At 55.5% G+C, this 23,843-nt stretch carries 27 protein-coding genes; 26 read left to right on the forward strand and 1 reads right to left on the reverse strand.

From position 1 onward, the window contains the following. The first annotated feature begins 339 nt into the window (after window positions 1–339). From PV433_RS03580 to PV433_RS03635, 12 genes are all read left to right on the forward strand, one after another. Entirely contained in the window at window positions 340–1,509 is a 1,170-nt protein-coding gene (locus PV433_RS03580; protein WP_332070810.1) for a YhgE/Pip domain-containing protein, read from the forward strand. Window positions 1,510–1,552: 43 nt separating this feature from the next. Continuing rightward, window positions 1,553–2,161, forward strand: coding sequence for a TetR family transcriptional regulator (locus PV433_RS03585; RefSeq protein WP_332070811.1), 609 nt, complete (start codon window positions 1,553–1,555; stop codon window positions 2,159–2,161). Next, window positions 2,158–2,901: an oxygen-insensitive NADPH nitroreductase gene (gene nfsA / locus PV433_RS03590; RefSeq protein ID WP_332070812.1), complete on the forward strand. Its 744-nt coding sequence runs from the start codon at window positions 2,158–2,160 to the stop codon at window positions 2,899–2,901. The genes PV433_RS03585 and nfsA overlap by 4 nt, the downstream gene beginning before the upstream one ends. Before the next feature lie 308 nt (window positions 2,902–3,209). After that, on the forward strand, window positions 3,210–3,938 hold the full coding sequence (locus PV433_RS03595; RefSeq protein ID WP_332070813.1) for an SAF domain-containing protein: 729 nt from the start codon (window positions 3,210–3,212) through the stop codon (window positions 3,936–3,938). Window positions 3,939–3,944: 6 nt separating this feature from the next. Beyond that, window positions 3,945–5,213, forward strand: a complete 1,269-nt coding sequence (locus PV433_RS03600) for an AAA family ATPase (protein ID WP_332070814.1) — start codon at window positions 3,945–3,947, stop codon at window positions 5,211–5,213. Window positions 5,214–5,218: 5 nt separating this feature from the next. After that, window positions 5,219–6,643 carry an ATPase, T2SS/T4P/T4SS family gene (locus PV433_RS03605; RefSeq protein WP_332070855.1) on the forward strand — a complete coding sequence of 475 codons (1,425 nt, stop codon included), beginning with the start codon at window positions 5,219–5,221 and terminating at the stop codon, window positions 6,641–6,643. Further along, window positions 6,637–7,572 (forward strand): hypothetical protein, encoded by a 936-nt coding sequence (locus tag PV433_RS03610; RefSeq protein ID WP_332070815.1) that lies wholly within the window; start codon window positions 6,637–6,639, stop codon window positions 7,570–7,572. Before PV433_RS03605 ends, PV433_RS03610 begins: the two co-directional genes overlap by 7 nt. Before the next feature lie 11 nt (window positions 7,573–7,583). Beyond that, window positions 7,584–8,489, forward strand: coding sequence for a hypothetical protein (locus PV433_RS03615; protein WP_332070816.1), 906 nt, complete (start codon window positions 7,584–7,586; stop codon window positions 8,487–8,489). Window positions 8,490–8,571: 82 nt separating this feature from the next. Next, window positions 8,572–8,727 (forward strand): hypothetical protein, encoded by a 156-nt coding sequence (locus PV433_RS03620; protein WP_190929954.1) that lies wholly within the window; start codon window positions 8,572–8,574, stop codon window positions 8,725–8,727. An 18-nt stretch (window positions 8,728–8,745) separates the two neighbouring features. Then, window positions 8,746–8,892, forward strand: coding sequence for a hypothetical protein (locus tag PV433_RS03625; protein WP_332070817.1), 147 nt, complete (start codon window positions 8,746–8,748; stop codon window positions 8,890–8,892). A gap of 24 nt (window positions 8,893–8,916) precedes the next feature. Further along, a complete protein-coding gene (locus PV433_RS03630) occupies window positions 8,917–9,342 on the forward strand; it encodes a hypothetical protein (RefSeq protein WP_190929956.1) in 426 nt (141 codons plus the stop codon). Window positions 9,343–9,365: 23 nt separating this feature from the next. Further along, the gene (locus PV433_RS03635; RefSeq protein WP_332070818.1) at window positions 9,366–9,848 is read left to right on the forward strand and encodes a hypothetical protein; all 483 of its coding nucleotides are present in this window, start codon (window positions 9,366–9,368) and stop codon (window positions 9,846–9,848) included. Between the two features lie 28 nt (window positions 9,849–9,876). Here PV433_RS03635 and PV433_RS03640 read toward each other — a convergent pair whose 3' ends face one another. Then, entirely contained in the window at window positions 9,877–10,722 is an 846-nt protein-coding gene (locus PV433_RS03640) for an SMP-30/gluconolactonase/LRE family protein (RefSeq protein WP_332070819.1), read from the reverse strand. A gap of 187 nt (window positions 10,723–10,909) precedes the next feature. Between PV433_RS03640 and PV433_RS03645 the strand changes: the two genes are divergently transcribed. The 14 genes from PV433_RS03645 to PV433_RS03710 all read left to right on the forward strand — a co-directional run bounded on the left by PV433_RS03645 (window position 10,910) and on the right by PV433_RS03710 (window position 23,803). After that, the gene (locus PV433_RS03645; RefSeq protein ID WP_332070820.1) at window positions 10,910–12,100 is read left to right on the forward strand and encodes a M24 family metallopeptidase; all 1,191 of its coding nucleotides are present in this window, start codon (window positions 10,910–10,912) and stop codon (window positions 12,098–12,100) included. A 478-nt stretch (window positions 12,101–12,578) separates the two neighbouring features. Then, on the forward strand, window positions 12,579–13,103 hold the full coding sequence (sigY, locus tag PV433_RS03650; RefSeq protein ID WP_332070821.1) for an RNA polymerase sigma factor SigY: 525 nt from the start codon (window positions 12,579–12,581) through the stop codon (window positions 13,101–13,103). Further along, a complete protein-coding gene (locus PV433_RS03655) occupies window positions 13,096–13,563 on the forward strand; it encodes a YxlC family protein (RefSeq protein ID WP_332070822.1) in 468 nt (155 codons plus the stop codon). The genes sigY and PV433_RS03655 overlap by 8 nt, the downstream gene beginning before the upstream one ends. After that, window positions 13,560–13,784 carry a sigmaY antisigma factor component gene (locus PV433_RS03660; protein WP_332070823.1) on the forward strand — a complete coding sequence of 75 codons (225 nt, stop codon included), beginning with the start codon at window positions 13,560–13,562 and terminating at the stop codon, window positions 13,782–13,784. Before PV433_RS03655 ends, PV433_RS03660 begins: the two co-directional genes overlap by 4 nt. Window position 13,785: 1 nt before the next feature. Then, window positions 13,786–14,001 carry a PLD nuclease N-terminal domain-containing protein gene (locus PV433_RS03665; protein ID WP_332070824.1) on the forward strand — a complete coding sequence of 72 codons (216 nt, stop codon included), beginning with the start codon at window positions 13,786–13,788 and terminating at the stop codon, window positions 13,999–14,001. Next, the gene (locus PV433_RS03670; protein ID WP_332070825.1) at window positions 13,998–14,963 is read left to right on the forward strand and encodes an ABC transporter ATP-binding protein; all 966 of its coding nucleotides are present in this window, start codon (window positions 13,998–14,000) and stop codon (window positions 14,961–14,963) included. Before PV433_RS03665 ends, PV433_RS03670 begins: the two co-directional genes overlap by 4 nt. Further along, window positions 14,960–15,739 (forward strand): ABC transporter permease, encoded by a 780-nt coding sequence (locus tag PV433_RS03675; RefSeq protein ID WP_332070826.1) that lies wholly within the window; start codon window positions 14,960–14,962, stop codon window positions 15,737–15,739. The genes PV433_RS03670 and PV433_RS03675 overlap by 4 nt, the downstream gene beginning before the upstream one ends. Before the next feature lie 314 nt (window positions 15,740–16,053). After that, on the forward strand, window positions 16,054–16,431 hold the full coding sequence (locus PV433_RS03680) for an ATPase (RefSeq protein WP_332070827.1): 378 nt from the start codon (window positions 16,054–16,056) through the stop codon (window positions 16,429–16,431). A 169-nt stretch (window positions 16,432–16,600) separates the two neighbouring features. Then, window positions 16,601–17,563: an aldolase catalytic domain-containing protein gene (locus PV433_RS03685; RefSeq protein ID WP_332070828.1), complete on the forward strand. Its 963-nt coding sequence runs from the start codon at window positions 16,601–16,603 to the stop codon at window positions 17,561–17,563. A gap of 245 nt (window positions 17,564–17,808) precedes the next feature. After that, window positions 17,809–18,096 carry an Asp-tRNA(Asn)/Glu-tRNA(Gln) amidotransferase subunit GatC gene (gene gatC / locus PV433_RS03690; RefSeq protein WP_190929967.1) on the forward strand — a complete coding sequence of 96 codons (288 nt, stop codon included), beginning with the start codon at window positions 17,809–17,811 and terminating at the stop codon, window positions 18,094–18,096. A gap of 45 nt (window positions 18,097–18,141) precedes the next feature. Continuing rightward, window positions 18,142–19,599, forward strand: a complete 1,458-nt coding sequence (gene gatA, locus PV433_RS03695; RefSeq protein WP_332070829.1) for an Asp-tRNA(Asn)/Glu-tRNA(Gln) amidotransferase subunit GatA — start codon at window positions 18,142–18,144, stop codon at window positions 19,597–19,599. 21 nt (window positions 19,600–19,620) lie between these two features. Then, the gene (gene gatB, locus PV433_RS03700) at window positions 19,621–21,063 is read left to right on the forward strand and encodes an Asp-tRNA(Asn)/Glu-tRNA(Gln) amidotransferase subunit GatB (RefSeq protein WP_332070830.1); all 1,443 of its coding nucleotides are present in this window, start codon (window positions 19,621–19,623) and stop codon (window positions 21,061–21,063) included. Window positions 21,064–21,203: 140 nt separating this feature from the next. Beyond that, window positions 21,204–22,922, forward strand: coding sequence for an alpha/beta hydrolase family protein (locus tag PV433_RS03705; RefSeq protein WP_332070831.1), 1,719 nt, complete (start codon window positions 21,204–21,206; stop codon window positions 22,920–22,922). Between the two features lie 182 nt (window positions 22,923–23,104). Then, on the forward strand, window positions 23,105–23,803 hold the full coding sequence (locus PV433_RS03710) for an MgtC/SapB family protein (protein ID WP_332070832.1): 699 nt from the start codon (window positions 23,105–23,107) through the stop codon (window positions 23,801–23,803). The last annotated feature ends 40 nt before the right edge of the window (window positions 23,804–23,843 follow it).

Below are 23,843 nucleotides of genomic sequence, written 5' to 3' on the forward strand. Positions count from 1 at the left end.
ACTGGCTATCTTGCTCCAGCCTTTGTTGCTGTCCTAAGCATGGAGAGCGTACACCGGACGTGCGGGTGCCGGACAGGCGGCGCTGTTAGGTGGTTATATACAACGGTTCCGCTACTTGTATCTCCATAAATCACTTAGTATGATATAGGAGAAGTCCTTCACGTTGCCGAAGGGCTTCTTTTGCGTTTCGGAGTGTCTGATCCCCATGGATGGATGATGGACCGGACAAAATCTCTCCCGTTGACATCTTCCATTTCTGCTGGTATTGTATTAAACAAACGTTTAATTCAAACGAATGTTTAAATGGAATTTCTGAAATTCCGGAAGGAGCACACAAGGATGGGAAACGCCTTAAAAGCTTTTCTGCACAAAACGCCGACCAAAATCGGTATCGCCACCGCGATTATGTTTCAACTTATTTTTAGCATCGTATGGATGACGGGATATGACGGCGTAACGGACAATACGGCCAACTTGACGATCGCCGTAGTGAACGAGGACGCCGGGGTTGGCCGGCAGCTGGCCGAGCAGCTCGGGCAGCAGCTTCCGTTTCAGATCGTGACGGAGAGCAGTCTCGATGCCGCCAAGCAGAAGCTGGAGGAGCGGAGCGTTCAGATGGTGCTGCATCTGCCTCCTGCTTTATCCGCCCAGTTGCAAACGCCGGGTCAGAAAACGGAACTGCAATATTGGATCAACGAATCGAATCCCGCGCTGATCAAAAGTATGATGTCCAGCGTCGCCGCCGGCGTAACGGCAACCGTCAACAAGAAGGCGATCGCGGCCGGAGCGCAGGCCGTGCTGACACAGATGAACGTTCCGGCGGCTCAGGCGCAGAGCACGGCCCAAGCTTTGTCGGAGCGTGTGACCTCCAGCATTCAATTTACGAACCCCGTGTCCGGCATGAGCAATCAGATGGTGCCGATGATGCTCGTGCTTGCGTCGTATGTAGGCTCGATGATTATGGGAATGAACCTGCAGCAGTCTTCGAATCTGATCGGAGCGCAGGCGGGCAAGTGGAGCAAATTTGCCGCCAGGGCGGTGCTGAACGGCATCGCAGCGGTCGTCACCGCGCTTGTAGGCACCTCCTTGGTCCTGCTGCTCGGCGGACAATCGGTCCACGGGTTTATGGCGTTATGGGGATTTTTGACGCTGTGTCTGCTCGCGTTTTTATTTTTCTCCCAGCTGTTTTTGCTGCTGCTCGGCAATGCAGGCATGCTGCTGAATATTATCGCGCTGTCCGCTCAGCTCGTCTCCTCGGGGGCGATGGTGCCGCGCGAGCTGCTGAACGGGTTTTACCGCGGGCTGGGCGATTACTTGCCGGCCACCTATGCCGTCGAAGGCAATATGAACCTGCTGTTTGGCGGTCCCGGCGCGGCGGGAGCGTCCTGGAGCCTGCTGCTGATCGTGCTGGTCACTGCGGTGCTCGGGCTGCTGGTTACGGCATTGCGTAAAGAGACGGCTTCGGCTCACGGCACGGTTGCCGCGGCGAAGCTTGCACATTCGGAGTAGATTCGCCATAATGATTTCAAACGGTATCGGATAGGAGAATCGGATGGCTACCACGGAACTCGATATCAAGATGAAAATATTGCTGGCAGCCAGAACCCTGTTCGCGAGGCAAGGATTCGACGGCACATCCGTCAGGCAAATATGCGAGGAGGCGGGGGCCAATGTGGCGCTCGTCTCTTATCATTTCGGCGGGAAGGATAATGTGTTCGGCGCCCTGTTCGCCCAGTTTTTCCCCGGCAACCGGCTGGAAGCGTACGAACCGTTCTTCCATGACCCGATCGTCGGTCTTAAAAAGCTGGTGGAGGAAGTGACGCGGTTCCGGTTAAGCGATCCCGAGCTCGTCATCATCATCCAGCAGGAGATTTTCAAGCAGTCGCCGCGGGTGGCGATTATTCAGCAGAACATTTTTCCCGTATGGAAAAAAGTTAGAGAGCTTCTGGAGAAGGGACGGCAATCCGGCGTGTTTCAGTTCCGCTCGCTCGACAATACGATGTTTTTTATTATGGGTACGCTGCTGTTTCACAAAAATACGGATTATTTTCTGCCGCTGTTAAGCGACGGCGTGCCGACATTCGACAATATGTACCGCGACGCCGCCGTGTTTGTCCTCAGAGGACTCGGCGTTCCGGGAAAGGCGGAGGATTATTTATGAACCCGGTCATCGAACTGCTGCAGTCTCATCGTTCCGTACGCAAATACAAACCCGACAAGGTGGCCGACGAGCTCGTCGAATCGATCGTCAGCTCCGCCCAGATGGCGTCCACTTCCAGCAACGTTCAGGCGTACAGCGTGATCGCCGTTACCAATCCGGAGACGAAACGGGCGATATCGGCCATAGCCGGCAATCAGCAGCATGTCGAGTCGTGCCCGGTGCTGCTCATTTGGTGTGCGGATTTGCGGAGAGCCCGGCTTGCGTGCGAGCAACATAACGTACAGATGGTATCCGGTACGATGGAAAACTTCGTCGTCGCGGCTGTCGATGTCGCGCTCGCCGCCCAAAACGCCGCCATTGCCGCGGAATCGCTCGGACTCGGCATCGTGTATATCGGCGGAATCCGGAACGACCTGCGAGCGATCACCCCGCTGCTTCATATTCCCGAGCTCGTCTTCCCGGTGTTCGGCATGTGCCTCGGCTATCCGGATCAGGAGCCGTCCTTGCGGCCGCGGCTGCCGTTGCGCGCCGTGCTTCACCGCGAGACGTACGAGGACGACGAGAAGAAGGCGGAATCGGTTGAGGAGTACGACCGCACGACGCGGGAATATTACATCGAACGGACGAACGGCAAGCGCGATACGACCTGGTCGCGCGAGATGGCGGACAAGTTCAAGCGGCCGGTCCGGGCGTATTTGCGGGACTATTTGGAGGAGCAAGGGTTCCGGTTCGATACGTAAGCGGCGGGAACGATGCCGGCGCCCTCCGTTCCGCCCTGTCTGGCCCACAGAAAACAAAAGAGCTTGACTACCGCCTCTCGTTTATGGTAATTATTAGGAAGGGTAAGAGGGAGTCATGACGCGGAAGCACCGCCATTAGGCTGCGTTGGATAATAACGCGGATAATGGCTATTTTTATGTAAATAAAAGTTTACAAAAAAGAACATTAATGTTATTATATGTGTATCTTAATGAAACGTTTGCGAAGGACGCAGACGATCGGGAAACCGGCCGTCTTGCGTCCTTTTATACGTTGCGGAGGTGAAACGTTGGTAAACAAAAGACGCAACCTGCTGATCAGCTTATCGGCTGCCTTGATGGCGTCGCTGCTCGTCTACGGCGTATACAAGCTGCAGCTTAGGCAGGTGGAATTGCAGCAGACGGTGAATGTGGTCGTTCCGAAAGATTTTATACCGGCGGGTACGATGATCGACGCTTCGCTGCTCGCCTACAGGCCGGTCTTGGCCGGCTCGCTGATGGAAGGGATGTTCACCGATATTTCGCTTGTCGCAGGACAGGAGGCGGTCGTCCCGCTGGGTACGGATGAGCCCGTATTGGCCTGGAAAGTAGACAAGTTCCATCTGCTGCCTTCGCGCGGCCAGTCGACGTTCCAGATTCCGAAGGAGTACATCTTGTCGCTGTCCAACGGGATTCGAGCCGGAGACCGGGTCAAGCTGTATTTGTCCGGCAGCGAGGGAGAGTCTGCGAGGCTGTTCGCCCAGGAGATTACGGTCGCATCCGTCAAATCCTCGTCGAACGTCGAGGTGGACAATCCGAAGTCATCCAACCTCATGTCCCGGGTGAACGGAGACGTCGAGAAAATGTATGCCTCCCGGAGAGAAGCGAACGGTTCGATCGACCAGATCAATCTGAATTTGACCGAGGAAGAATGGCTCGCGATCGACCGGGCTTGCAAGACGAAGAAGACGAAGCTTGTCATTGCTTTGTCCGCTTCATCGCTTACGGAGGATTCGATCCACACTACAGGCAGGAGATGACGGAGAGTGCATATTGCTTTACTTACGCGGGACGAAGCGCTTTGCGAGGTTTGGCTGAGCTGGGAGGCGCCGGACGGTGACCGCGTCGTCTTGTTCCGCCAGCCGGAATCTTTCATAGAATCGGCCAATCTGCCCGATTTCGGCCATATCGTAATGTCGGACCGTTTTTTCGATTATGCGGCTTTTTGCGAATACGTCGAACAGATGAAGGAAGCGGCCCCCGGCGCTGAGCTGACCGTTATGTTGTCAGACCGGCACGATACCGCAGAGAACGGGAAATGGATCAAATATTGCCTGATGGGCGGTATTTCCTACATCCCTCCGCATCGCACGATCGAGACGATAACGGGTATGCTGATGCAGCGGATATACGGGGAGTCGGGAACGGCTGCCGCCGGAGGGAGCCCATGCATCACGTTCGTCGGCTCGACTCCGAATATCGGGACGACGTTCGTGTCGTTCGGCACAGCCGTACGTTTGGCCGCGAGTACCCGGCGTTCGGTCGGATATTTGTGCCTGAATTTAAAAAGCTCGAAGCTTCACCGCTACTTGGGTTTGGAGAAACCCGAAGCGAGCCTGGACCATCTGCGCGCAGAGATCCGGTCGCAAAGCCTGCGGCCCGACAGGCTTCATTTATACTGCGAGCAGGTAAAAGGACGGCCGAATTTGCGCATCCTGTTCGGCAATCAGCTTCGCGAGCAGGCGGAGTTTTTTACGGCGGAGGATATCGAGCATCTGCTCCGGACGGCCAGACGGACGTTCGACGTATGTATCGTCGAAGTGAATGCGTACTGGGACAACGCGGCTACGATATGCGCTTTGCTGCAGGCCGATACGAGGATCTTGGTGACGACTCCGGATCTCGCGCATTTTCAGGAGGATACGGACCGGTGGCTGCGAGGATTATGTCCGGTAATCGGGTTGGCGGCCGAATCGTTCGATCTTATACTGACCCAGGCGGAAGGGAGCGGCGGCTCGGGGGGCATCCGGCACCAGGACGTGCGCAAGGAAACCGGGCTCTCGCTAATCGGCAAAGTCGGCAAATATTCCGACCTGACGGAGACGGTTAATCAGGGGAAACTGCTGGAGCTGCTGACCGGCAAGCATCCGCTTAACCGCGATCTGGACGATATCGTCCGTCTGCTGTCAGCCGTATGCGGCATCGAACCGGCTGCGCCGAATAAAGCGCCGGCCGTTAAACGGATATTCGGCCGGTTAACCGGGGCGCTCGGGATACCGGCGGCCAAACCCCGGAAGGCGAGGGGGAGCGGGTGAAAGAGATGGCGGAGCGCAAATTTTCCGTGCTGGCGTATTCGATGCGCCGGGGAGAAGCGGACGGCGGGAATGCGGCGGAGGACGGAACCGGGATGGCCGTCGAACGGCTGCCGCAGGAAAGCGATAGTCCCGATTTTCATCGCTGCGTAGACGAGATCCGTTCGTATCTCGTCGCGTCCAGAGGGCGGACGGATGAGGAACGGCAGCAGTACAGCGAATCGTTGAACCGGGCCGTACTCGGCTTCGAGGAGGAACGAGTCCGGTTCGTCGCGATCATTAACGACCAGCTCGCCAAGCGGAGGATGAACCATATTGTGCCGCCGAATCGCCGGTATACGACATTGGCCGAAGCGGTATTTGCCGAGATCATCGGCATGAACGTGCTGGAACTGCTGCTCAAAAATCGCGAAGGACTTGAAGAAATCCAGGTCGTAGGGAGGGACATTTACGAAGTAAGGGCAGGCAAGGCTACCCCTTCTCCGCATAAGTTTCAGCATTTGAAAGATGTGGAGCGGATACAGCAAAATCTGGTGTTGTTTAACAATGAAGTGATCAATCCCCGGAAGCGCTGGGCGGAGGTGGCGCTGAAGGACGGTTCGCGAGTCACGCTGACCGGCTTCGGCTTTACGGCGGAGCCTACGATGACGATCCGGTTTTATACGATGCGGTATTTCAATCTGCATACGCTGTGCCATCCCGACTACGAGACGTTGAACGAATCGATCCAATCGATCTTGCTGTGCGTGCTCCGCTGCTGCTTCAACCTGATCGTCATCGGGCCTACCAATTCCGGCAAGACGAATCTGATCAAGGCATTGATCGCCGAGATGCCCGATCACGAGCGGATCGTAACGATCGAGACACGGTTTGAGCTGATGCTGAAGCGGGATTTCCCGAATAAAAACGTCATCGAATACGAGGTAAGCGAGCATGATGCGCTGCATTCCGGCAACCAGGCGTTTAAACTGGCTTTGCGCCAATCTCCGAAACGGATCTGTCATGCCGAAATTCGCGACGACGATGCGAACATTTATGTCCGTGCCTGTACGAGAGGCCATGAAGGAAGCCTGACCTCGGTGCACGTCAACGAGCTGGAGGATGCGCCCGATGCGATAGCCGATATGTGCATGCTTGACGGGAGAGGGATGAACCCGACTCGGCTGACCAAAAGAATTACGGAATACGTGACGCAGATCGGACTTGAGATGGGCATCGTCGACGGCAAGCGAAAGCTGCTTCGAATCGGGGAATATGTATATGACTCCAGCCGTGACAGTGTGACGGTGCGGGATATCGTGCGTTATGACTACGGGAAAGGTTCGTGGCGATATCCGGAAGGCTTCTCGCCGCGTGCGGCCGAGCGGATTCGGAAATATGACCCGGAAGGATACGGTCTTCTGGAACGGATGGGATGTATCGCCCGATGCTGACTGTCGTCAAAGCCGCGTTTTTGCTCCTGTTGTTTTTGCTCGCCTATTTGTTTTTGTATAGGCTGCTCCAGACGTTTACCCGCCAAGCGGTTGCACGTTACCGGTTGAATCATGTGCGTCAGGCCGCGTTTTCCAACCGGGTGGAGCTGTTTATGTCCCGGTATGCCAAGCTATACCGCCATATCGCCGATCTACTGGAGTCGGTCCAATCGCGGATGCCGATCGGGACGTTTCTGTTCGTCTCGCTGCTGCTCGTCTTGACGGGGATTGTCGCCGGATTCGTCTGTTTCCGCAATGTGAAAGGGATTGCAGCGATGGGAACGATGCTCGGCCTGCTCCCGTACGTCGTCCTCCGCATGCGGCTGCTGAATTTGCAGATGAAAGCGCGGATCGATTTTTTGCCGGCAGTGGAGTTGTTTTACCAGTACTACATCGTCTCGGGGCAAAGCAATATCCGGACTGCATTAAAAGTTACGCTCGAGGAAAACCGGATGCAGTCATCCATGAAGCCGGTCTTCGAACAGCTGTACCGCAACTTGGCGGCGAGCCGCGACGCGGAAGACAGCATGCGCTTGTTTTCGCTAAGTCTCGGCCATACATGGGCCGAGTATTTCGCCAACATTTTGCGCGTAGGGCTACTGGAAGGCAGCGACTTGTGCGACAGCATGAAGGATCTGATCACGGATATGCGGCGTGCGCAGCGGGCGGATCAGGCGGAGCGCAACCGGCTCCTTGAAATCCGGCTGGCCAACTTCTCATCGATTTTGTTTTTGATCTTATTTTTGTTTATCAATTTTAAGATGAATGCGGATAACGCCTACTTGTATTACATCCTGGACCCGGCTGGGCGCAACATGCTGCTTGATGGTCTGCTGCTCATTTTCGCTTCTTTTTTGATGGGGATTTATTTATCGATTCGGAGAATGTGAGGGAATGTCAGATGGTGATACAATCCGAGCAATTGTTCTGGATCCAGGCGGTTGCTTACGCGTTATTGCTGGCGGCCGGTTACGTGTCTTTCGTTTATTTGCTGCGTGCCATACCCCGCAGGCGCAGGCGATGGCCCGCGCTCGTTATGCAGCGATGGGCTCGCGGTTACGAAGTTCCGCCGCGGATCTTAAAGCTGTTCGGCATTGCTGCAGGTTCCCGGCCGGTAGAGGAGAAGGGCAGGCTGCTCGCCGAAGGCGGTATCCGGATCGATCCGCTGCGATACGAGCTTCTTCGCAGGTTCCTCCTGCTTGCCGGGGGCGGAAGCGTCGCTGTCGGTTATGCTGCCGCTGCGAAGTCATGGACACTGCCGTGGATCGAACCCGTGCATGTGATGGCCGCAGGGGCCGTCATCGGCGTGTTCGCCGGATTTGACCGTACGCTGCTGGTCTCGCTTGGCAAGTACCGGTCCAACAAGATCATGAGAGAGATTTATGTGCTGAGCAACCAGCTGCTTTATTACACCGGCTCCAAAATGAGTCTCCACGCGAAGCTGAACCGATGTTTGCCGTTTTGCCGGGCGATCCGGTCGGACTTGCAGCTTCTGCTCAACGAATGGTATGAGGACGCCGATCAGGCGATCAAACGTTTCAAGAAACGTCTCGGCACGGAGGAAGCCCACAGCTTCGCCGAAACGATCAACTCGCTCCGGCTGAACGAACACGGCAGCTATTACTCGCTGCTGCACGAACGCATTCAGGACTATAAGGAAAAGCTGGAGCTGGCCAAAGAAAGCCGGAAAGAAACGACATCCTATTTGCTGTTCGTACTGGCCGGCATTCCGATCCTGAATACATTTCGGATTTTCGTATATCCGTGGGTACAGGAAGGGCAGAAGCTGTTCGATGCCTTGAACTGAGCCAGGGGAGCGGGGGCACCGATTAACGATAAATGTAATTTGAATTGAGATTGTACTTGAGACGATAAGGGGAAATGAGCCAATGAGAAACATACTGATGACGGTTATGATGCTGATTGTAGTTGCCTTGCTGTTCACTTCGATTATCAATAACGGGGACACGGGAATGCGCAACAACATCAAGGTGAAGGGGGACACGGCCAATACGAATATCAACGCCTTGAATGCAGGCTCGTAAGCGGCCGGCGGAGAAGGGATGAGGCATATACTTGTTACCGTCATGCTGATTATCGTCGTGATCGCTATCTACAGCACTACGATCGGGGGCAGCGGCGGGATGCAGCATAACGTGAAGACGACCGGCGGCAGGTTAAACGGAACGATCCAGTCGATTAATCCATAAACGTTTACGGAGTGCCTTTCAAATATGAAGCAAATTCTAGTGTTTATCTTATTTGCGGCGGTATTGTGCTGGGCGATGTTCGCTCCTGTGTACAAGCATGTGCTGATCGTGCGTCAGGCTATGCTGCAGAAGGAAGTGGATTATTTGCTGGAAGTCGGAGCCAATGCGTCCCACGGTTACGTCGATGCTTCGGCGGTGGAAGCGTCCCGGGCGCGGCTGGCCGCACACGGCTTCAAGACGAACCTGCTCGAGTACGGCGTATCGTCGACTAGCGGGGCGGCCGCTACGAATCCGATGTCGCCGGTAATGCGGGGGACGGGCATCGAGCTGATCATCACGTACCCGTATGACGGAATGTTCGCGATCGACCGGCTGATCGGCATCACGCCGCCGTCCGACAGCTCCCGCCTGTCGGCATCGGGACTGAAGATGAGCGAATATGTGCCCTGACCCGATATTAGGAGGACGTATGGATGTACAAGCTGATTGCCTTCCTGCTGCTGATCGGATTCGTTATGTTGCTTCACGCGTTGCAGGCCGATGAGGAAATCGCGCTGCAGGCTTTGTTTCAAGGCAAACGTTCGGTCAATCGGGCTGCACACGCCGCGGCGCAGCAGATCGATATGCAGAAGTTGAAGGAGGGGATCGTATCCATCGATCCTGCGGAGGCGGAACAGCTCGCGTACAATTATTTGCAAAGCAACCTGCGGCTCGATACGGCGAACGAGCCTCTGCCCGGCACGTTTTGGCGCAGCCGGGCGGAAGTGCTCGTCTTCGAGGTGATCAACGAGGATCGGACGTTTCCTTATATGTACGCCAATTCCGCATACGATTACTCGGTGACTTTGCAGAAGCCCGGGGTCATTATGATCGTGCGGCTCGAATATCCGCGCACCTATACGGTGCTTGGGCCGATTACGTGGGAGATTAAAGGAGCGGCGGAGCTCATCTATTAAACTGTTGTGATACGCGTGCAGTATCGAATCATGTTCCGCGCTGCAGCATCGTCCATTCCCGTCCCGGAATGCCCACCCGGAACGATTCTACGCTTCCTGTGTCGGCTAACGTCACGTAGCACGTACAACCGTCGGGACCGCCGAACGTCAGATTCGTACAGTTCGTTCCGTTCAGTATCACTTCCGTCAGCAGTTCCCCGGCCGGAGACAGTTTGGCTACGGTGCCTTTGCCGTACCGGGTAATGTACAGGTTGCCCTCCGAATCGCAGCGCATGCCGTCCATGCCAAAGTCGGGGAATTCGATCAGCAGCCGTTTGCCGGAAACTTGCTTATCCGCAGAGAGGTCGTAGGCCCACACCCGGCGCTGTACCGATTCATTGACGTACAAGGTACGGTTGTCCGGACTGACTTCAATCCCGTTCGTCGTTCCCATTCCGCTTTCCAGCAGCGTAACGGTTCCAAGCGGGTCGATCCGCCACAGATTGCCGGTCGATTCGTTCCAATTCGGATCACTGGCAAATAACGTGTCGTCATCGGCGATCGCGATGTCGTTCGGCTGATTCATCTCCGGCTCGTGGGCGAACACGGTCAACTCCTTGGTCTGCATATGCACCTTCAAAATGTTATGGTTCGGATAATCGGCGATGAACATGTCTCCCGCGCGGCTGAAGCGGATTCCGTTCCCGACACTTCCGTTCGGCAGTTCGAGAAAAACGCAACATTCGCCGTCCGGTGTCACTCGGCCGATCGTATGCTGGCGCTCATAGTTGACGGCGTACAGGTTGCCGGCGCGATCGCAGGCCGGCCCTTCGATGCCCGGCGTAAACCCTCCGGACTTGGTGAACGTCCGGCTTTCGTACAGCGAAATTTTCATGGTATCGATTCCTCCTCCACGTTAATAGGCACCGCTAAGAACGCGAATGACGGTTTCCTTTCCTACACGCGTTCGCAACTGTGTCTGACCCTACTTATTTCGGTTGAGCGGCGGCCGTTCCTCTTTTCACTCCAAAACATTGTATAATGAAGGAATGCGAAAGGAAGAAGAGGAGTGGAGTGGAACTATGAACGAATGTTCGTCCCGCCGTCAAAGGCTCCAGCACAAAATGAAACAATCGGGTATCGACGGCTGTATCGTGACTCAGAATGTCGATTTGTACTATTTATTAGGCTCTATGCAGACCGGGTATTTTTTCCTGCCGACTGAGGGAGAAGGGATCTTTTTCGTCCGCCGCAGCTTCGTTCGCGCCGGGGAGGAGGCCGACGTCGCCGTTCAGGAGCTTGGCTCGATGCGCAATCTCGGCTCCCGGCTTGCCGAGAACTACCCCCAGCTGTTCCGTAAACCGGACGGCCAGCCGCCGATACTTGCGGCCGAATACGACGTGCTGCCCGTGCAGCAGTTTCAGCGGCTGGAGGGGGCGTTCCCCGGGGCGCGCTGGGTCGACGGCTCGATGCTGATCCGAGAAACCCGGATGATCAAGTCGGCAGCGGAAGTCGCTCTTATTCGCGAGTCGGCTAGAGTGATCGATACGGCTTATGAAGCGGCGATAGCGGCTTTGAAGCCGGGCATGCGCGAGTTCGAGCTGATGGCGGTCGTGGAGTCCGTGATCCGCAACAACGGTCATATGGGACTGATGCGCGTCAGAGGCTACAATCAGGAGATTATTACAGGCATGATCGGAGCGGGCGACGCAGCGGCGATGCCGAGCTACTTCGACGGCCCGGCGGGCGGGCAAGGGCTCGGCCCGGCCAGTCCGCAAAGTGCGGGGAGAAGGCCGATCGGAACGGACGAGCCGGTTCTTATCGATATCGGCTGCTGTATCGACGGGTACGTCATCGATCAGACGCGAACGGCGGTTATCGGCCGTTTGCCGGACGATTTGATGCATGCCTACAAGCTGTCCGAGGCGGTCCTGAGAAGAACGGAAGCGATGCTGAAGCCCGGGACCGTGTGCGAGGAGCTGTATACGTCGGCGCTGGAGCAAGTCCGCGAAGCCGGCCTAAGCGAACATTTCATGGGCTTTGGGTCGGATCAGGTGAAATTTCTGGGACACGGGATCGGGCTGGAGATCGACGAGCTGCCGGTGCTGGCCCGAGGATTCCGTTACGAGCTGGAGCCGGGCATGGTTATCGCGATCGAGCCCAAATTCACGTTTCCCGGCAGAGGGGTTGTCGGTATCGAGAATTCGTACGTAATTTCTGAAAACGGGTTTGAGAAATTAACGGTATCGCGAGAAGGAGTAGCGAGCGTTTAAACGGCCAAAGAGTGAGAAAGCCCTGTGTTCCCCGTTAGCGGTGGAACCGGGGCTTTTTTTGAGATTGTTTACGTTCCCCATAGCAAAACACTGCACACCTGCAGCTGCACACGGTGCGCCAGTCACCGGCCTTCCATCGTGTAGCGGAAGAATGACTTCCTTTATTCCCGCAAGGTACGTAACTTTCAGGCTATAGCGGAAGTTTGGTTTCCTTTATATTGAATTTTAGAAGGGAATAGAGAGGATTCTACTTGAATAACGGAACAAAAAGTTCCGCTAAACGTCGATTTCCTACTGTGAATAACAGATAACGGAAGTCAAACTGCCGGAAGCGAAGTTTGCAGGTTCGGTTGGAGGCGGTTATTTCCACAAGGGCACAAAAAAATTTATCCCCCAATGAACTTTTCATGAATCCCGGGCGTACTATTACCGAACAATGAGAAGAGAGGCACACCACGGCTCCCAAGGAGAAGATCCGATGGATGAAAGAGAATGGATCGAGCGCGCGCAGCGGGGGGATTCGGCAGCGCTGGCCGGACTGCTGAAGGGAAACTACGGATTTCTTCTGAACTATATGACGAAGATTACGTTCCAACCGGCCCTGGCGGAAGACTTAACCCAGGAAACGATGATGCGCTGCATCGAGAAGATCCGGCTGTACAATTTTACTTCGAAGTTTTCGTCGTGGCTGATTACGATCGGCACCAACCTGTATATGGATCATTTAAGAAGAAAAAAGCGAGAACGCGACTGGCACGATCAGGAACAGGCGCTCCGGCAAATCAAGTGGCATGCGCAGCAATCCGGCGAGGAATGGTCGGAGCTGCTCGATCTGCTTGGTCGAATGCCCGACGATGTCCGGATTCCGATCATTTTGAAGCATTACTACGGCTACGCCTACGAGGAGATCGCCGACATGATGAATGTGGCGACCGGCACGGTCAAGTCCCGCATTCACAACGGCATTAAGAGCTTGCGAAAGGAGCTGGGGCCTCATGAATGAACGCGACCATGACAAACAAAAGGGTAACCAACATGTCACCGGGGATTCGGGTCCGGAATTCAAAGCAGCGCGAGAGCGGACGGACGATTCGGTGGGCCGGACGGACAGAAAAGCCAAAAACGCCGAACGGGCGGATACGCTGCCGGGCGAAGACGAAGAGTCGTTTGAACTTTCGTCGATGATCAAGCGCGAGCTCGATAAAATGGAACGATGGACGGACCCGAATACGCCGAATACGATCTGGTTTGAGCGGCTTGTCGTTGCCGGGAAACGCGAGGCGCGGCGCAAGCTGATCCGCGATCTGATTCTGTTCTGGCTGGCCGGATTAGGCGTATTGGCCGTATATGGAGCGATTTCGTTCGGGAGGCCTGCCGTATTTATCGCGATCCAGCTGCTGGCCATAGCGGCCGTTCCGTTCGTCGTCGCCGTCATGAGACGAAAAGCGGGTGACCGGACATGACCGAGGTGACGAAACAGCTTCCGCCGTGGGCGCTCGTCCTCCTTACGCTCGTCTTGTTAAGCCAGAGCACGTTTATCTTTCTGGACGCCCGAAAGCGCGCCAAATATCCGTGGTTATGGGGGATGTGGGGGCTCATCCAGGCGCCGATGCCGCTGATCGTATATTGGATCGTGTACCGAACGAAATGGTTTCGCAGCAATAAAAAGCAGGGAGGAACGTGAAATGGATTCCATGGATTCCATGTTGTCTAGCGTAAACTGGTTGCTGGTGATGCCGATTATCGTTATCCAGCTTATCTTGATGGCGGTCGCCTTGATCGATTGCATTCGCGCCGAACGTACGCGCGGACCGAAAGGACTATGGATTCCCGTCATCGTCTTGATTCAGGTCATTGGGCCGATCGTTTATTTTGTTGTCGGAAAGGAGAAAGCATCATGAACTTGCTTGAGGTGCAAGGACTCGTTAAAAGGTTTGGCTCCGCGATAGCTGTGAACGAGATCAGCTTCACTATAAAGGAAGGACACTGCGTCGCCTTGCTCGGACCGAACGGAGCCGGGAAGACCACGGCGTTAAAGATGATGGCCGGCCTGCTTCAGCCGAGCTCGGGCACGATCCGTTTCGGCGCCGGCCCGGCTGTATCTGACGCTCCGGCGAACGAAACGCCGGCCGCGCTGCGGCCCGTGACCGGCAGCACGGCGGACATCCGCAGCATTATCGGCTTTCTACCGCAGTATCCGTCGTTTTACAACTGGATGAGCGGCCGGGAGTATTTGATTTTTTCCGGCAGATTGGCCTGGATGAGCAAGCTGGAGGCGGCCAGCCGGGCGGATCGGATGCTGGAGACGGTCGGTCTGAAGGACGCCGCGAAGAAACGGATCGGCGGATACTCCGGCGGCATGAAGCAGCGTTTGGGCATCGCGCAGGCGCTTATTCACCGGCCCAGGCTGCTGCTGCTGGACGAGCCCGTATCGGCGCTCGATCCGATCGGCAGAAGGGAAGTGCTCGATATGATCCGGTCGATACAGAAAGAGACGACCGTTTTGTTTTCCACCCACGTGCTGCACGATGCGGAGGAAGTGTGCAGCGATATTATGATTATGAACAAAGGGCGGATCGTCGTATCCGGCACCTTGGACGAGGTGCGGCGCGAATACAGCGATCCGGTCATCCGGGTGCAATCCGAGCTTCCGGTGAACGACCATGTGGAACGGTGGAGCCGGCTGGAATGCGTGCGGGACATCGAATCAACCCGTTATGAGGCGAAGGTTACGGTTTCCGGGCTCACGGAAGCGAGAGCTGTGTTGTGGGAAGACCTGCTGACGAACCAGGTGCCGGTCATCCGGTTTGAAGCGGGCAGAACGACGCTGGAGGAACTGTTTATGAAGGCGGTGAGAGAATGAATCAGTGGCTCGTATTATTTAGCAAAGAAATGACCGAGATGTGGCGCAGCCGCAAATGGATCTGGGTGCCGCTCGTCTTCGTTCTGCTCGGCATCTCCCAGCCGGTTACAACGTATTACTTGCCCGATCTGCTGCAGGCCGCAGGCAGTCTGCCGGAGGGAGCGGTGATCGAGATTCCGGTGCCGACCGGGGCGGAGGTGCTGGCTCAGACGTTGTCGCAGTTCGGGATGATTGGCGTGCTTGTCCTGGTCTTATCCATAATGGGCATCGTTTCCAGCGAAAGACAGAGCGGCGCGGCCGGGCTCGTCCTCGTCAAGCCGGTTTCGTTCGTTTCCTATATCACCGCGAAATGGGCGGGTGCCGTTACGTTGACGGCAGTCTCGTTTATGGCCGGATTTGCGGCAAGCTGGTATTACACGCACATTTTGATCGGTTCCGTAGCGCCGTCCCTTTTTGGGGGCAGCTTGCTGCTGTTCGGTCTGTGGCTCGTGTTCGTTGTGACGGTGGCGGTCATGCTGAGCGCTTGGATGAACGGAAACAGCGGCGTCGCTTTTCTGACGATCGGCTCGGTTTTGCTGCTCTCCGTCCTTACCGGACTGTTTAACCGCGCGATGAATTGGAGTCCCGGCTCGCTGTCCGGACGGGCAAGCCTTGTTTTGGCGGACGGCGGTCCAGGCACGCAGCTTCCGCTTGCACTCGCCGTTACCTTTGCAGCTATAGCGGCTTTGCTATTTGCCGCAGTTCGGTTGTTCCGCCGCAAGGAACTGCTTCCGTAGGTTCCGACGATTGTGGTCTAGGCGATTGTACGGCGGATTATAATAGAGCTAAGAAGCGTTCGCGCAGCGGCCTTGATCCCGCCATAAGCCATCCTCCGACGAAGAGCCGGAACCGTTCGTCTCTCGAATCTATGAATATGTGCAGGCCCTGGACCTGAATCATGAACCTTCCGGTCAAACGTGACTTCCCTTTACGGTTCGAATTTGATACCATATATAACACATACGAAACTTTGAAAAGTCGAGGGGCTGCGAACGTTTTCGTAGAATAGTTTTGCCTGGTCGGGCAAAGCGCGGGGGAGGAATCGACCATCATGCTGCGTTTAGGACAAAAGGTATGTATCGTAGCCGATAGTTTCGAGCAAAATCTTTCAATCGGAGATTACGGATATATAATCGCATACGATCGGAATGCGGATAACGCGTTCGATTATGTCGTGCGGATCCCTAAGATGAACAAGCACGTGTTCGTGCCTGCCGCGGATATCGAGCTGGAGGAGACGCTGCTGCAGCAGGAGGCGGACCGGATCGAACGGGAGGCGCTGATCGATTATGCGCTTGCGACGAAGAACGAGCTACTGTTCCGCCGGATTATGAACGGAGACGCCGCCGAAGAGACGGCTGCCGACAATAAAGAGGTTCAGTCCCAGCAGGACTTTATCCGTCAAATTAATTTGAAGGCATGGATCTAGTTTTTGCCGCCTATCCGATTGTTATGAATGTCAGGACGCCTTAGTTCCATCTAAAGGCGTCTTTTCTGCATGTTCCGGGAGATAACGCGTGTTTCCGTCAAATATTGACACGTTCTTTGCCGATAAGCTATGATAAGCATTAAACGGTTTTCGGGAGGAACAGGACAAGATGAACGACAATCATGCCAAAATACTGGACTGCACGATCCGCGACGGCGGACTCGTTAATAATTGGGACTTCAGCGTCGAATTCGTTCGCGACCTGTATTATTCGTTGAACGCGGCCGGCGTCGAATATATGGAAATCGGCTATAAAAACTCCGCCAAGCTGCTGAAAGGGGCCGATTCCGGTCCATGGCGGTTTTTGGACGAAGCGTTTTTGCGCGAAGTCATTCCTCAAAAGGGCGATACGAAGCTGTCTGCGCTCGTCGATATCGGCCGAGTGGACGAGAACGACATTTTGCCGCGTAACGAAAGCCTGCTCGACATGATCCGCGTAGCGTGCTACATCAAGGACGTGGACAAAGCGTTGGATCTCGTAAACAAGTTCCATTCCTACGGCTACGAGACGTCGATTAATATTATGGCGCTGTCTCACGTTATGGAGCACGACCTGATCGAGGCGTTCCAGGCGATCGCCAAAAGCCCGGTTGACGTCGTTTATATCGTTGACTCTTACGGCAGTCTGAACCACCGGGATATCGAATATCTGGTTACCAAATTCCAGCGCCATCTGCCGGATAAGCAGCTTGGCATTCATGCGCACAACAATATGCAGCTCGCGTTCTCGAATACGATTATGGCAGCCGAGCGCGGTTTGCAATTTTTGGACGCTTCCGTATTCGGCATGGGCCGCGCGGCAGGCAACTGCAACACCGAGCTGCTGGTCAGCTACCTGAAGAATCCGAAGTACGAGCTGCGTCCGGTTCTCGAAGTGATTGAACGCCGGATGATTCCGCTTCGCGAAAAGGTCGAGTGGGGCTACATTATCCCTTACATGATGACCGGAATATTAAACGAGCATCCGCGGATCGCTATGGCGCTGCGGGCGAGCGAGGACAAGGACAAGTACGCCGAGTTCTACGACAAGCTCACTTCTCCGGAAATTTCCATGGCCTCCAAAGGCGAGTAATCGTTCCTTCGGATGCCGAGAGGCTTAAACGTATACTCCTGCGGGGATTTCAATCCTGCGGGAGTTTTTGATTTTACTCCAAATGCACCTTCTATTAATCGCGGATGACCGGAGCTAGGCGACCTGCCCGAACCTGCCTAGCGGCTCGCTGCAGCGGCCTTTTTATTGAGTTCCAATACCCGGTAAGCTATAATAGGAAGAATGAATGCAGGTTCATATACACAGCAATTCGGGAGGTGCAAGCGATGAGCATCACGGCCAAAAATGTCGACCATGTCGCGAAGCTGGCCAGGCTTCAACTAAGCGAAGCCGACACGGAGCGGTTTACGGACCAGTTGAACGCGATCTTGAAATACGCCGAGAAGCTGAACGAGCTGGACACGGACCATGTGGAGCCGACAAGTCATCCCATGCCGCTGGTGAACGTTATGCGGGAAGATAACGTGCGTCCGTCCTGGCCGATCGAGAGCGTCCTGAAGAACGCTCCGGATGAAGAAGACGGTCAGTTCAAAGTGCCGGCCGTACTGGAATAAGGATTCGACATTAGGCGTTACAGCGCGATCGAGGGAGGTTTTATTTTGTCTTTGTTTGACCTGAAGCTGCAGGAATTACATAGCCGGCTAGCCGGCAAGGAGCTGTCCGTGACCGATCTGGTCGATCAGTCGCTCGCCAAGATCGGCGATGTCGATTCCAAGGTGCGGGCTTTTCTTCGTGTGGATGAGGAGGGAGCACGCCGTACCGCGAGAGAGCTTGACGATCAGCTCGCTTTAGGCGGCGATCGCGGTTTGTTGTTCGGCATGCCTGCGGGCATTAAGGACAACATCGTTACCGAAGGCATTACGACAACGTGCGCCAGCCGGTTTCTCGAAAATTACGATCCGATCTACGACGCTACTGTTATCAAGAAGCTGAAGCAGGCGCAATCCGTAACGATCGGCAAGCTGAACATGGACGAGTTCGCCATGGGCGGTTCCAACGAAAATTCGGCGTACCACGTGACGACGAATCCATGGAACCCCGAATACGTTCCGGGAGGGTCCAGCGGCGGTTCGGCCGCATCGGTGGCCGCCGGGGAAGTATATTTCTCGCTTGGCTCCGATACGGGAGGCTCGATCCGCCAGCCTGCGTCGTACTGCGGCGTTGTCGGATTGAAGCCGACCTACGGGCTCGTATCGCGGTTCGGGCTCGTTGCTTTCGCGTCTTCGCTCGACCAGATCGGACCGCTCACCAAAAACGTCGAAGATGCGGCTTACGTGCTCCAGGCGATTGCCGGACACGATCCGCAGGACTCCACTTCCGCGAACGTCAGCATACCCGACTATATCGGGGCGCTTAGCGGCGACGTGAAGGGGCTGCGCATCGCGGTTCCCAAAGAATATATGGGACAAGGCGTCGACCCGGCCGTGAAAGATTCGGTGCTGTCCGCCCTTAAAGTGCTGGAAGGGCTCGGAGCGGTGTGGGAAGAAGTGTCCATGCCTCATACCGAATATGCGGTAGCGACCTATTACCTGATCGCTTCCTCGGAGGCTTCCTCCAATCTGGCCCGTTTCGACGGCGTCCGTTACGGCGTCCGCGCCTCCGATCCGGACAATCTGCTTGACCTGTACGTCAAATCGCGCAGTCAAGGGTTCGGCCCGGAAGTGAAGCGGCGTATTATGCTCGGAACGTATGCGCTCAGCTCGGGTTATTATGACGCTTATTATTTGAAAGCCCAGAAGGTCCGCACCTTGATCAAGCAGGACTTCGACAACGTCTTCCAGAACTACGATGTGATCATCGGACCTACGGCGCCTACGACGGCGTTCAAAATCGGCGAGCAGGTCGGCGATCCGCTCACGATGTATTTGAACGATATTTTGACCATACCGGTCAACCTTGCGGGAGTCCCGGCGATCAGCGTACCGTGCGGGCTTGTCGGAGGAATGCCGGTCGGTCTGCAAGTCATCGGCAAAACGCTGGACGAAGCGACGGTGCTAAGGGTCGCCCACGCCTTCGAACAGCATACCGAACACCATAAGCAGCGCCCGGCGCTATAGAGAAGGAGGAGCGAACATCCCGTGACGGACAAACAATTCGAAACCGTAGTCGGCCTCGAGGTTCACGTCGAGCTGCACACGAACACGAAAATCTTTTGCGGCTGCTCCACCGAATTCGGAGCGCCGCCGAATACCCATACGTGCCCGGTATGCCTGGGCCATCCGGGAGTGCTGCCGGTTGTGAACCGGCAGGCGGTTGAATATGCGATGAAAGCCGCGATGGCGATCAATTGCGAAGTAGCCACACACAGCAAGTTCGACCGGAAAAACTACTTTTATCCCGATTCGCCGAAAGCGTACCAGATCTCCCAATACGATCAGCCGATCGGCCAGAACGGCTGGATCGACATCGAAGTGAACGGCGTGACCAAGCGGATCGGCATTACGCGTCTTCACCTGGAGGAGGATGCCGGCAAGCTGACCCACGTCGATGGCGGCTACGCGTCGCTCGTTGACTTCAACCGTGTCGGTACTCCGCTGCTCGAGATCGTATCTGAGCCAGATATCCGCTCTCCCGAAGAAGCCCGGGCTTATTTGGAGAAGCTGAAGGCGATCATCCAGTACTGCGACGTATCCGACGTCAAGATGGAAGAGGGCTCGCTGCGCTGCGATGCGAACATCAGTCTCCGTCCGTTTGGACAGGAGAAATTCGGCACGCGGGCGGAGCTCAAAAACATGAACTCGTTCCGGGGCGTTCAGCGCGGTCTGGAATACGAGGAGATCCGTCAGGCCGAGATTTTGTCCTCCGGAGGCGAAGTCGTTCAGGAAACCCGCCGCTGGGACGAAGCCCAAGGCAAGACGCTGACGATGCGCGGCAAGGAAGAAGCCCACGATTACCGCTACTTCCCTGACCCCGACCTCGTCCGGCTGTATATCGACGACGAATGGAAGGACCGCGTGCGTGCGACGATTCCCGAGCTTCCGGACGCCCGCAAGGCGCGCTATACGGAGCAGCTTGGTCTGCCTGCCTACGACGCGGAAGTCATTACGTCCTCGAAGAAGCTGGCTGACCTGTTTGAGGAAAGCCTCAGCCATACGTCCGACTCGAAGGCGGTCTCGAACTGGATCATGGGCGATTTGCTCGGTTATTTGAATACGAACAATCTCGAGATCGATGCGGTTCCAATAACCGGGCAAGGGCTCGGCGAAATGATCGGTCTGATCGAGAAAGGGACGATCAGCGGCAAAATCGCCAAAACCGTCTTTAAGGAAATGCTCGTATCCGGTAAAAATCCGGGTCAAATCGTCGAAGAGCAAGGGCTCGTCCAGATCAGCGACGAAGGCGCGATCCAGGCGATCGTCGACAAGGTTGTCGAAGCGAACCCGCAGTCGGTTGCCGATTACAAGGCCGGCAAAGAAAAGGCCGTCGGTTTCCTGGTCGGGCAAGTAATGAAGGAGTCCAAAGGCAAGGCGAACCCCGGCCTTGTTAATCAGCTGATCGTGGAACGGCTGAAACGAGAATAGAAGCGGATTTAATTAATCAACGAGAGGAGCGGAGGAGATTTCTTCCGCTTTTTCCCTTGCTTCCGGAAAAATATATTTTTCCAATGAACTTTTTTGCTAGCTGCCCGTATTAGTAATAGAAAATCAAGGAGGAATCGACGATGAAAAAACCTTTAAATACGATTCGCCGCGTAGCTGCCGCTTCACTGGCGCTCGCTCTTACGATCCCGGCGGCGGTTGCCGGCGCATCGGAGCCGCTGCCGTCACCGGCTGTGGGGCAGCCGGCCTCTCAAGTTCAGCCGGCTCAACCTGCAGCTTCCGTGAAAGCGGACAAGCTGGTTCCTCTCCGCGACTATAGCGAATCGGCAGGCGCAGCCGTTCTGTGGCACGACGAAGACCGTGCCGTAACCGTCAAGCGCGGTCAAACCGAGATCAAGGTGAAGATCGGGGAAGCTGCGATTACCGTGAACGGGAAGGCGGTTACGCTGGACAAACCTGTAGAGATCGTAAACGAGAAAACCGTCTTGCCGCTTGGCGTTCTCGCCGATGCGCTGGGGGTTCGCGCAGGATGGAATGAGGAAACCCATACTATCGTAATCGCCCAAGACGATTATGCGCTGCTCGCGAGCGCGTTTATGTCCGCATTACAGGCGGGCGAGCTCCAGAAGGCCCAGAGCTTCTTTACCGACAAGCTGCCTCCGCAAGCGCTGGAGCTGATGCTACCGCAAATTAAAGCAAGCATAGCTGGCATGTATGGCCCTCTCGGAGCGCTGCTTGCCGTGGAAGAAAGTTCGAATGCCGTCCATCACAACGCAACAATCGCTTATGCGACCCAAGCAATTCCGTTTGAGATTACAATACGGTTCGATCAAACCGGGAAAATTGACGATTTCTTCGTTCCTTATGTTTCTGTCAAGGGGAGTTATGTAGAGCCTTCGTACGACGATCCTTCCAAGTATGTTGAAAAGGAAGTAGTGGTTGGTGAAGGGACGTTTGCTTTGCCGGGGACCTTAACGATGCCGGTCGGCAAGGGCCCGTTCCCCGCCGTCGTTCTCGTGCACGGTTCCGGGCCGAACGATCGGGACGAAACGGCTGGATCGGTGAAGACGTTCCGTGATATGGCCGTAGGACTGGCCGCCCAAGGGGTTGCCGTACTTCGGTACGAGAAGATTACCCGCGAACATGTGATGAAGATGCAGTTGGGACAGTTGGGCCAAGCATATACCGTTAACGAAGAAACGGTCAAAGATGCCGTCAGCGCCGTCAAGCTTTTGAAGCAGACGGAAGGCATAAACCCGTCGCAAATCTATGTAGCCGGCCATAGCCAGGGAGGCATGGTTATGCCGCGCATTATTGACGCGGCCCAAGATACGGGTCTTGCCGGGACGATCTTGCTCGCCGCACCGACGGAGCCGCTGGAAACACTGCTGGTGAAGCAAACCAAGTATCAGTTGGACCTGCTCAAAAAGGCGGGACAACCGACCGAAACGGCCGAGCAGCAGCTTATATTCCTCGAGCAGCAAGTAAAACTGCTGCAGGACCCGCAATATTCTGTCTCTAATATCCCGCAGGCGTTCGCCATGGGCAGCCCGGTATGGTGGTTCGATATCCGCAACACGTATGCCGCTGAGCAGGCCAAAGATCAAACCGGCCGTATGCTCGTGCTGCAGGGAGGCAACGACATCCAGGTGTTCCCGGACAGTCTGGATACGTGGAAAAAGACGCTTTCCGCCCGCACCGATGTGGAATTCAAGCTGTATCCGAAGGTCAACCATACGATGGTGGAATTTGAAGGCCAGTCGACAGGCGCCGAGTATGCCATTCCGGCGAACGTGCCCGACTACCTCATTACCGATATCGCCAAATGGATTTTGCGCTAATCGATCTTATCCGGGGCACCCGACACAGGGTGCCTCTATTCCTATTTTCGCCCTACGTACCGCCCTGCAGCTTCTCCCCGGCATGATCCCCTTTACGCATTCATGTTTTCTATCATTCCGTGTTACAATAGAACTTGCCAGCGTTTACTAATCGATATGAAATAAGAAACCGGAGGGGCCGCTTGGAAAATCCGTGGATACTTGAACCTCTGTATATAACAGTAAGGCTAGTGCTTGCTCTGGTGCTCGGCGGATTAATCGGTCTGGAGCGGGAGCAAAGCAATCACCCGGCCGGATTTCGCACACACATTCTCGTCTGCCTGGGCTCCGCGCTTATTATGCTGCTGTCTTTGTACGGCTTCGGACAGTTTGCCGATGAGCCGAACGTGCGGGTCGATCCGGCGCGTCTGGCCGCTCAGGTTATAACCGGCATCGGTTTTTTGGGAGCGGGCACTATTATTTTTAACGGCAGCTCGATATCCGGGCTTACGACAGCCGCGTCCCTCTGGGTGGTGGCCGCGATCGGACTGGCGACGGGAGCCGGGTATTATTATGCCGCCGTCGTAACTACGGTGTTCGTGCTGATCAGCCTGTGGATTCTCAATAAGGTTGAGAAAAAGTGGATAGGCGGCAAGCAGACAAAAGCGGTTCAAATCGAGCTGCTCGACCGGCCCGGCAGTCTGGCTGTCATCTCTGCGGTGCTAAAGGAAAAGGGGATGGAAATCCGCAAGCTGACTATCCATCATATGCCCCCTTCCGATACCGGGGAGGAACGGATTCAAATCCGGATGTTTCTGCGTCTGTCCAAGCCGGAGCAGATGGTGCTGGCTGCGGACGAGCTGCAGAAAGTCGCAGGCGTTATGAACGTTTCGATGGAATAAGGAATGACCGGTACCTGCGTTCATACATATCCTTGTATAC

It is taken from the genome of Paenibacillus sp. GYB004 (genome assembly GCF_036577605.1).
GTDB lineage: Bacteria > Bacillota > Bacilli > Paenibacillales > NBRC-103111 > Paenibacillus_AB > Paenibacillus_AB oceani.

Bases quoted from the DNA above. Each gene is read 5' to 3' on its own strand.
- PV433_RS03640 (WP_332070819.1), bottom strand. From the start codon at position 10,722: ATGAAAATTTCGCTGTACGAAAGCCGGACGTTCACCAAGTCCGGAGGG.
- PV433_RS03605 (WP_332070855.1), top strand. From the start codon at position 5,219: ATGGCGGAGCGCAAATTTTCCGTGCTGGCGTATTCGATGCGCCGGGGA.
- PV433_RS03645 (WP_332070820.1), top strand. From the start codon at position 10,910: ATGAACGAATGTTCGTCCCGCCGTCAAAGGCTCCAGCACAAAATGAAA.
- PV433_RS03620 (WP_190929954.1), top strand. From the start codon at position 8,572: ATGAGAAACATACTGATGACGGTTATGATGCTGATTGTAGTTGCCTTG.
- PV433_RS03630 (WP_190929956.1), top strand. From the start codon at position 8,917: ATGAAGCAAATTCTAGTGTTTATCTTATTTGCGGCGGTATTGTGCTGG.
- PV433_RS03705 (WP_332070831.1), top strand. From the start codon at position 21,204: ATGAAAAAACCTTTAAATACGATTCGCCGCGTAGCTGCCGCTTCACTG.
- PV433_RS03585 (WP_332070811.1), top strand. From the start codon at position 1,553: ATGGCTACCACGGAACTCGATATCAAGATGAAAATATTGCTGGCAGCC.
- PV433_RS03675 (WP_332070826.1), top strand. From the start codon at position 14,960: ATGAATCAGTGGCTCGTATTATTTAGCAAAGAAATGACCGAGATGTGG.
- PV433_RS03610 (WP_332070815.1), top strand. From the start codon at position 6,637: ATGCTGACTGTCGTCAAAGCCGCGTTTTTGCTCCTGTTGTTTTTGCTC.
- PV433_RS03635 (WP_332070818.1), top strand. From the start codon at position 9,366: ATGTACAAGCTGATTGCCTTCCTGCTGCTGATCGGATTCGTTATGTTG.
- gatC (WP_190929967.1), top strand. From the start codon at position 17,809: ATGAGCATCACGGCCAAAAATGTCGACCATGTCGCGAAGCTGGCCAGG.
- nfsA (WP_332070812.1), top strand. From the start codon at position 2,158: ATGAACCCGGTCATCGAACTGCTGCAGTCTCATCGTTCCGTACGCAAA.
- PV433_RS03615 (WP_332070816.1), top strand. From the start codon at position 7,584: ATGGTGATACAATCCGAGCAATTGTTCTGGATCCAGGCGGTTGCTTAC.
- PV433_RS03580 (WP_332070810.1), top strand. From the start codon at position 340: ATGGGAAACGCCTTAAAAGCTTTTCTGCACAAAACGCCGACCAAAATC.
- PV433_RS03625 (WP_332070817.1), top strand. From the start codon at position 8,746: ATGAGGCATATACTTGTTACCGTCATGCTGATTATCGTCGTGATCGCT.
- PV433_RS03670 (WP_332070825.1), top strand. From the start codon at position 13,998: ATGAACTTGCTTGAGGTGCAAGGACTCGTTAAAAGGTTTGGCTCCGCG.
- sigY (WP_332070821.1), top strand. From the start codon at position 12,579: ATGGATGAAAGAGAATGGATCGAGCGCGCGCAGCGGGGGGATTCGGCA.
- PV433_RS03655 (WP_332070822.1), top strand. From the start codon at position 13,096: ATGAATGAACGCGACCATGACAAACAAAAGGGTAACCAACATGTCACC.
- PV433_RS03685 (WP_332070828.1), top strand. From the start codon at position 16,601: ATGAACGACAATCATGCCAAAATACTGGACTGCACGATCCGCGACGGC.
- PV433_RS03665 (WP_332070824.1), top strand. From the start codon at position 13,786: ATGGATTCCATGGATTCCATGTTGTCTAGCGTAAACTGGTTGCTGGTG.
- PV433_RS03680 (WP_332070827.1), top strand. From the start codon at position 16,054: ATGCTGCGTTTAGGACAAAAGGTATGTATCGTAGCCGATAGTTTCGAG.
- PV433_RS03660 (WP_332070823.1), top strand. From the start codon at position 13,560: ATGACCGAGGTGACGAAACAGCTTCCGCCGTGGGCGCTCGTCCTCCTT.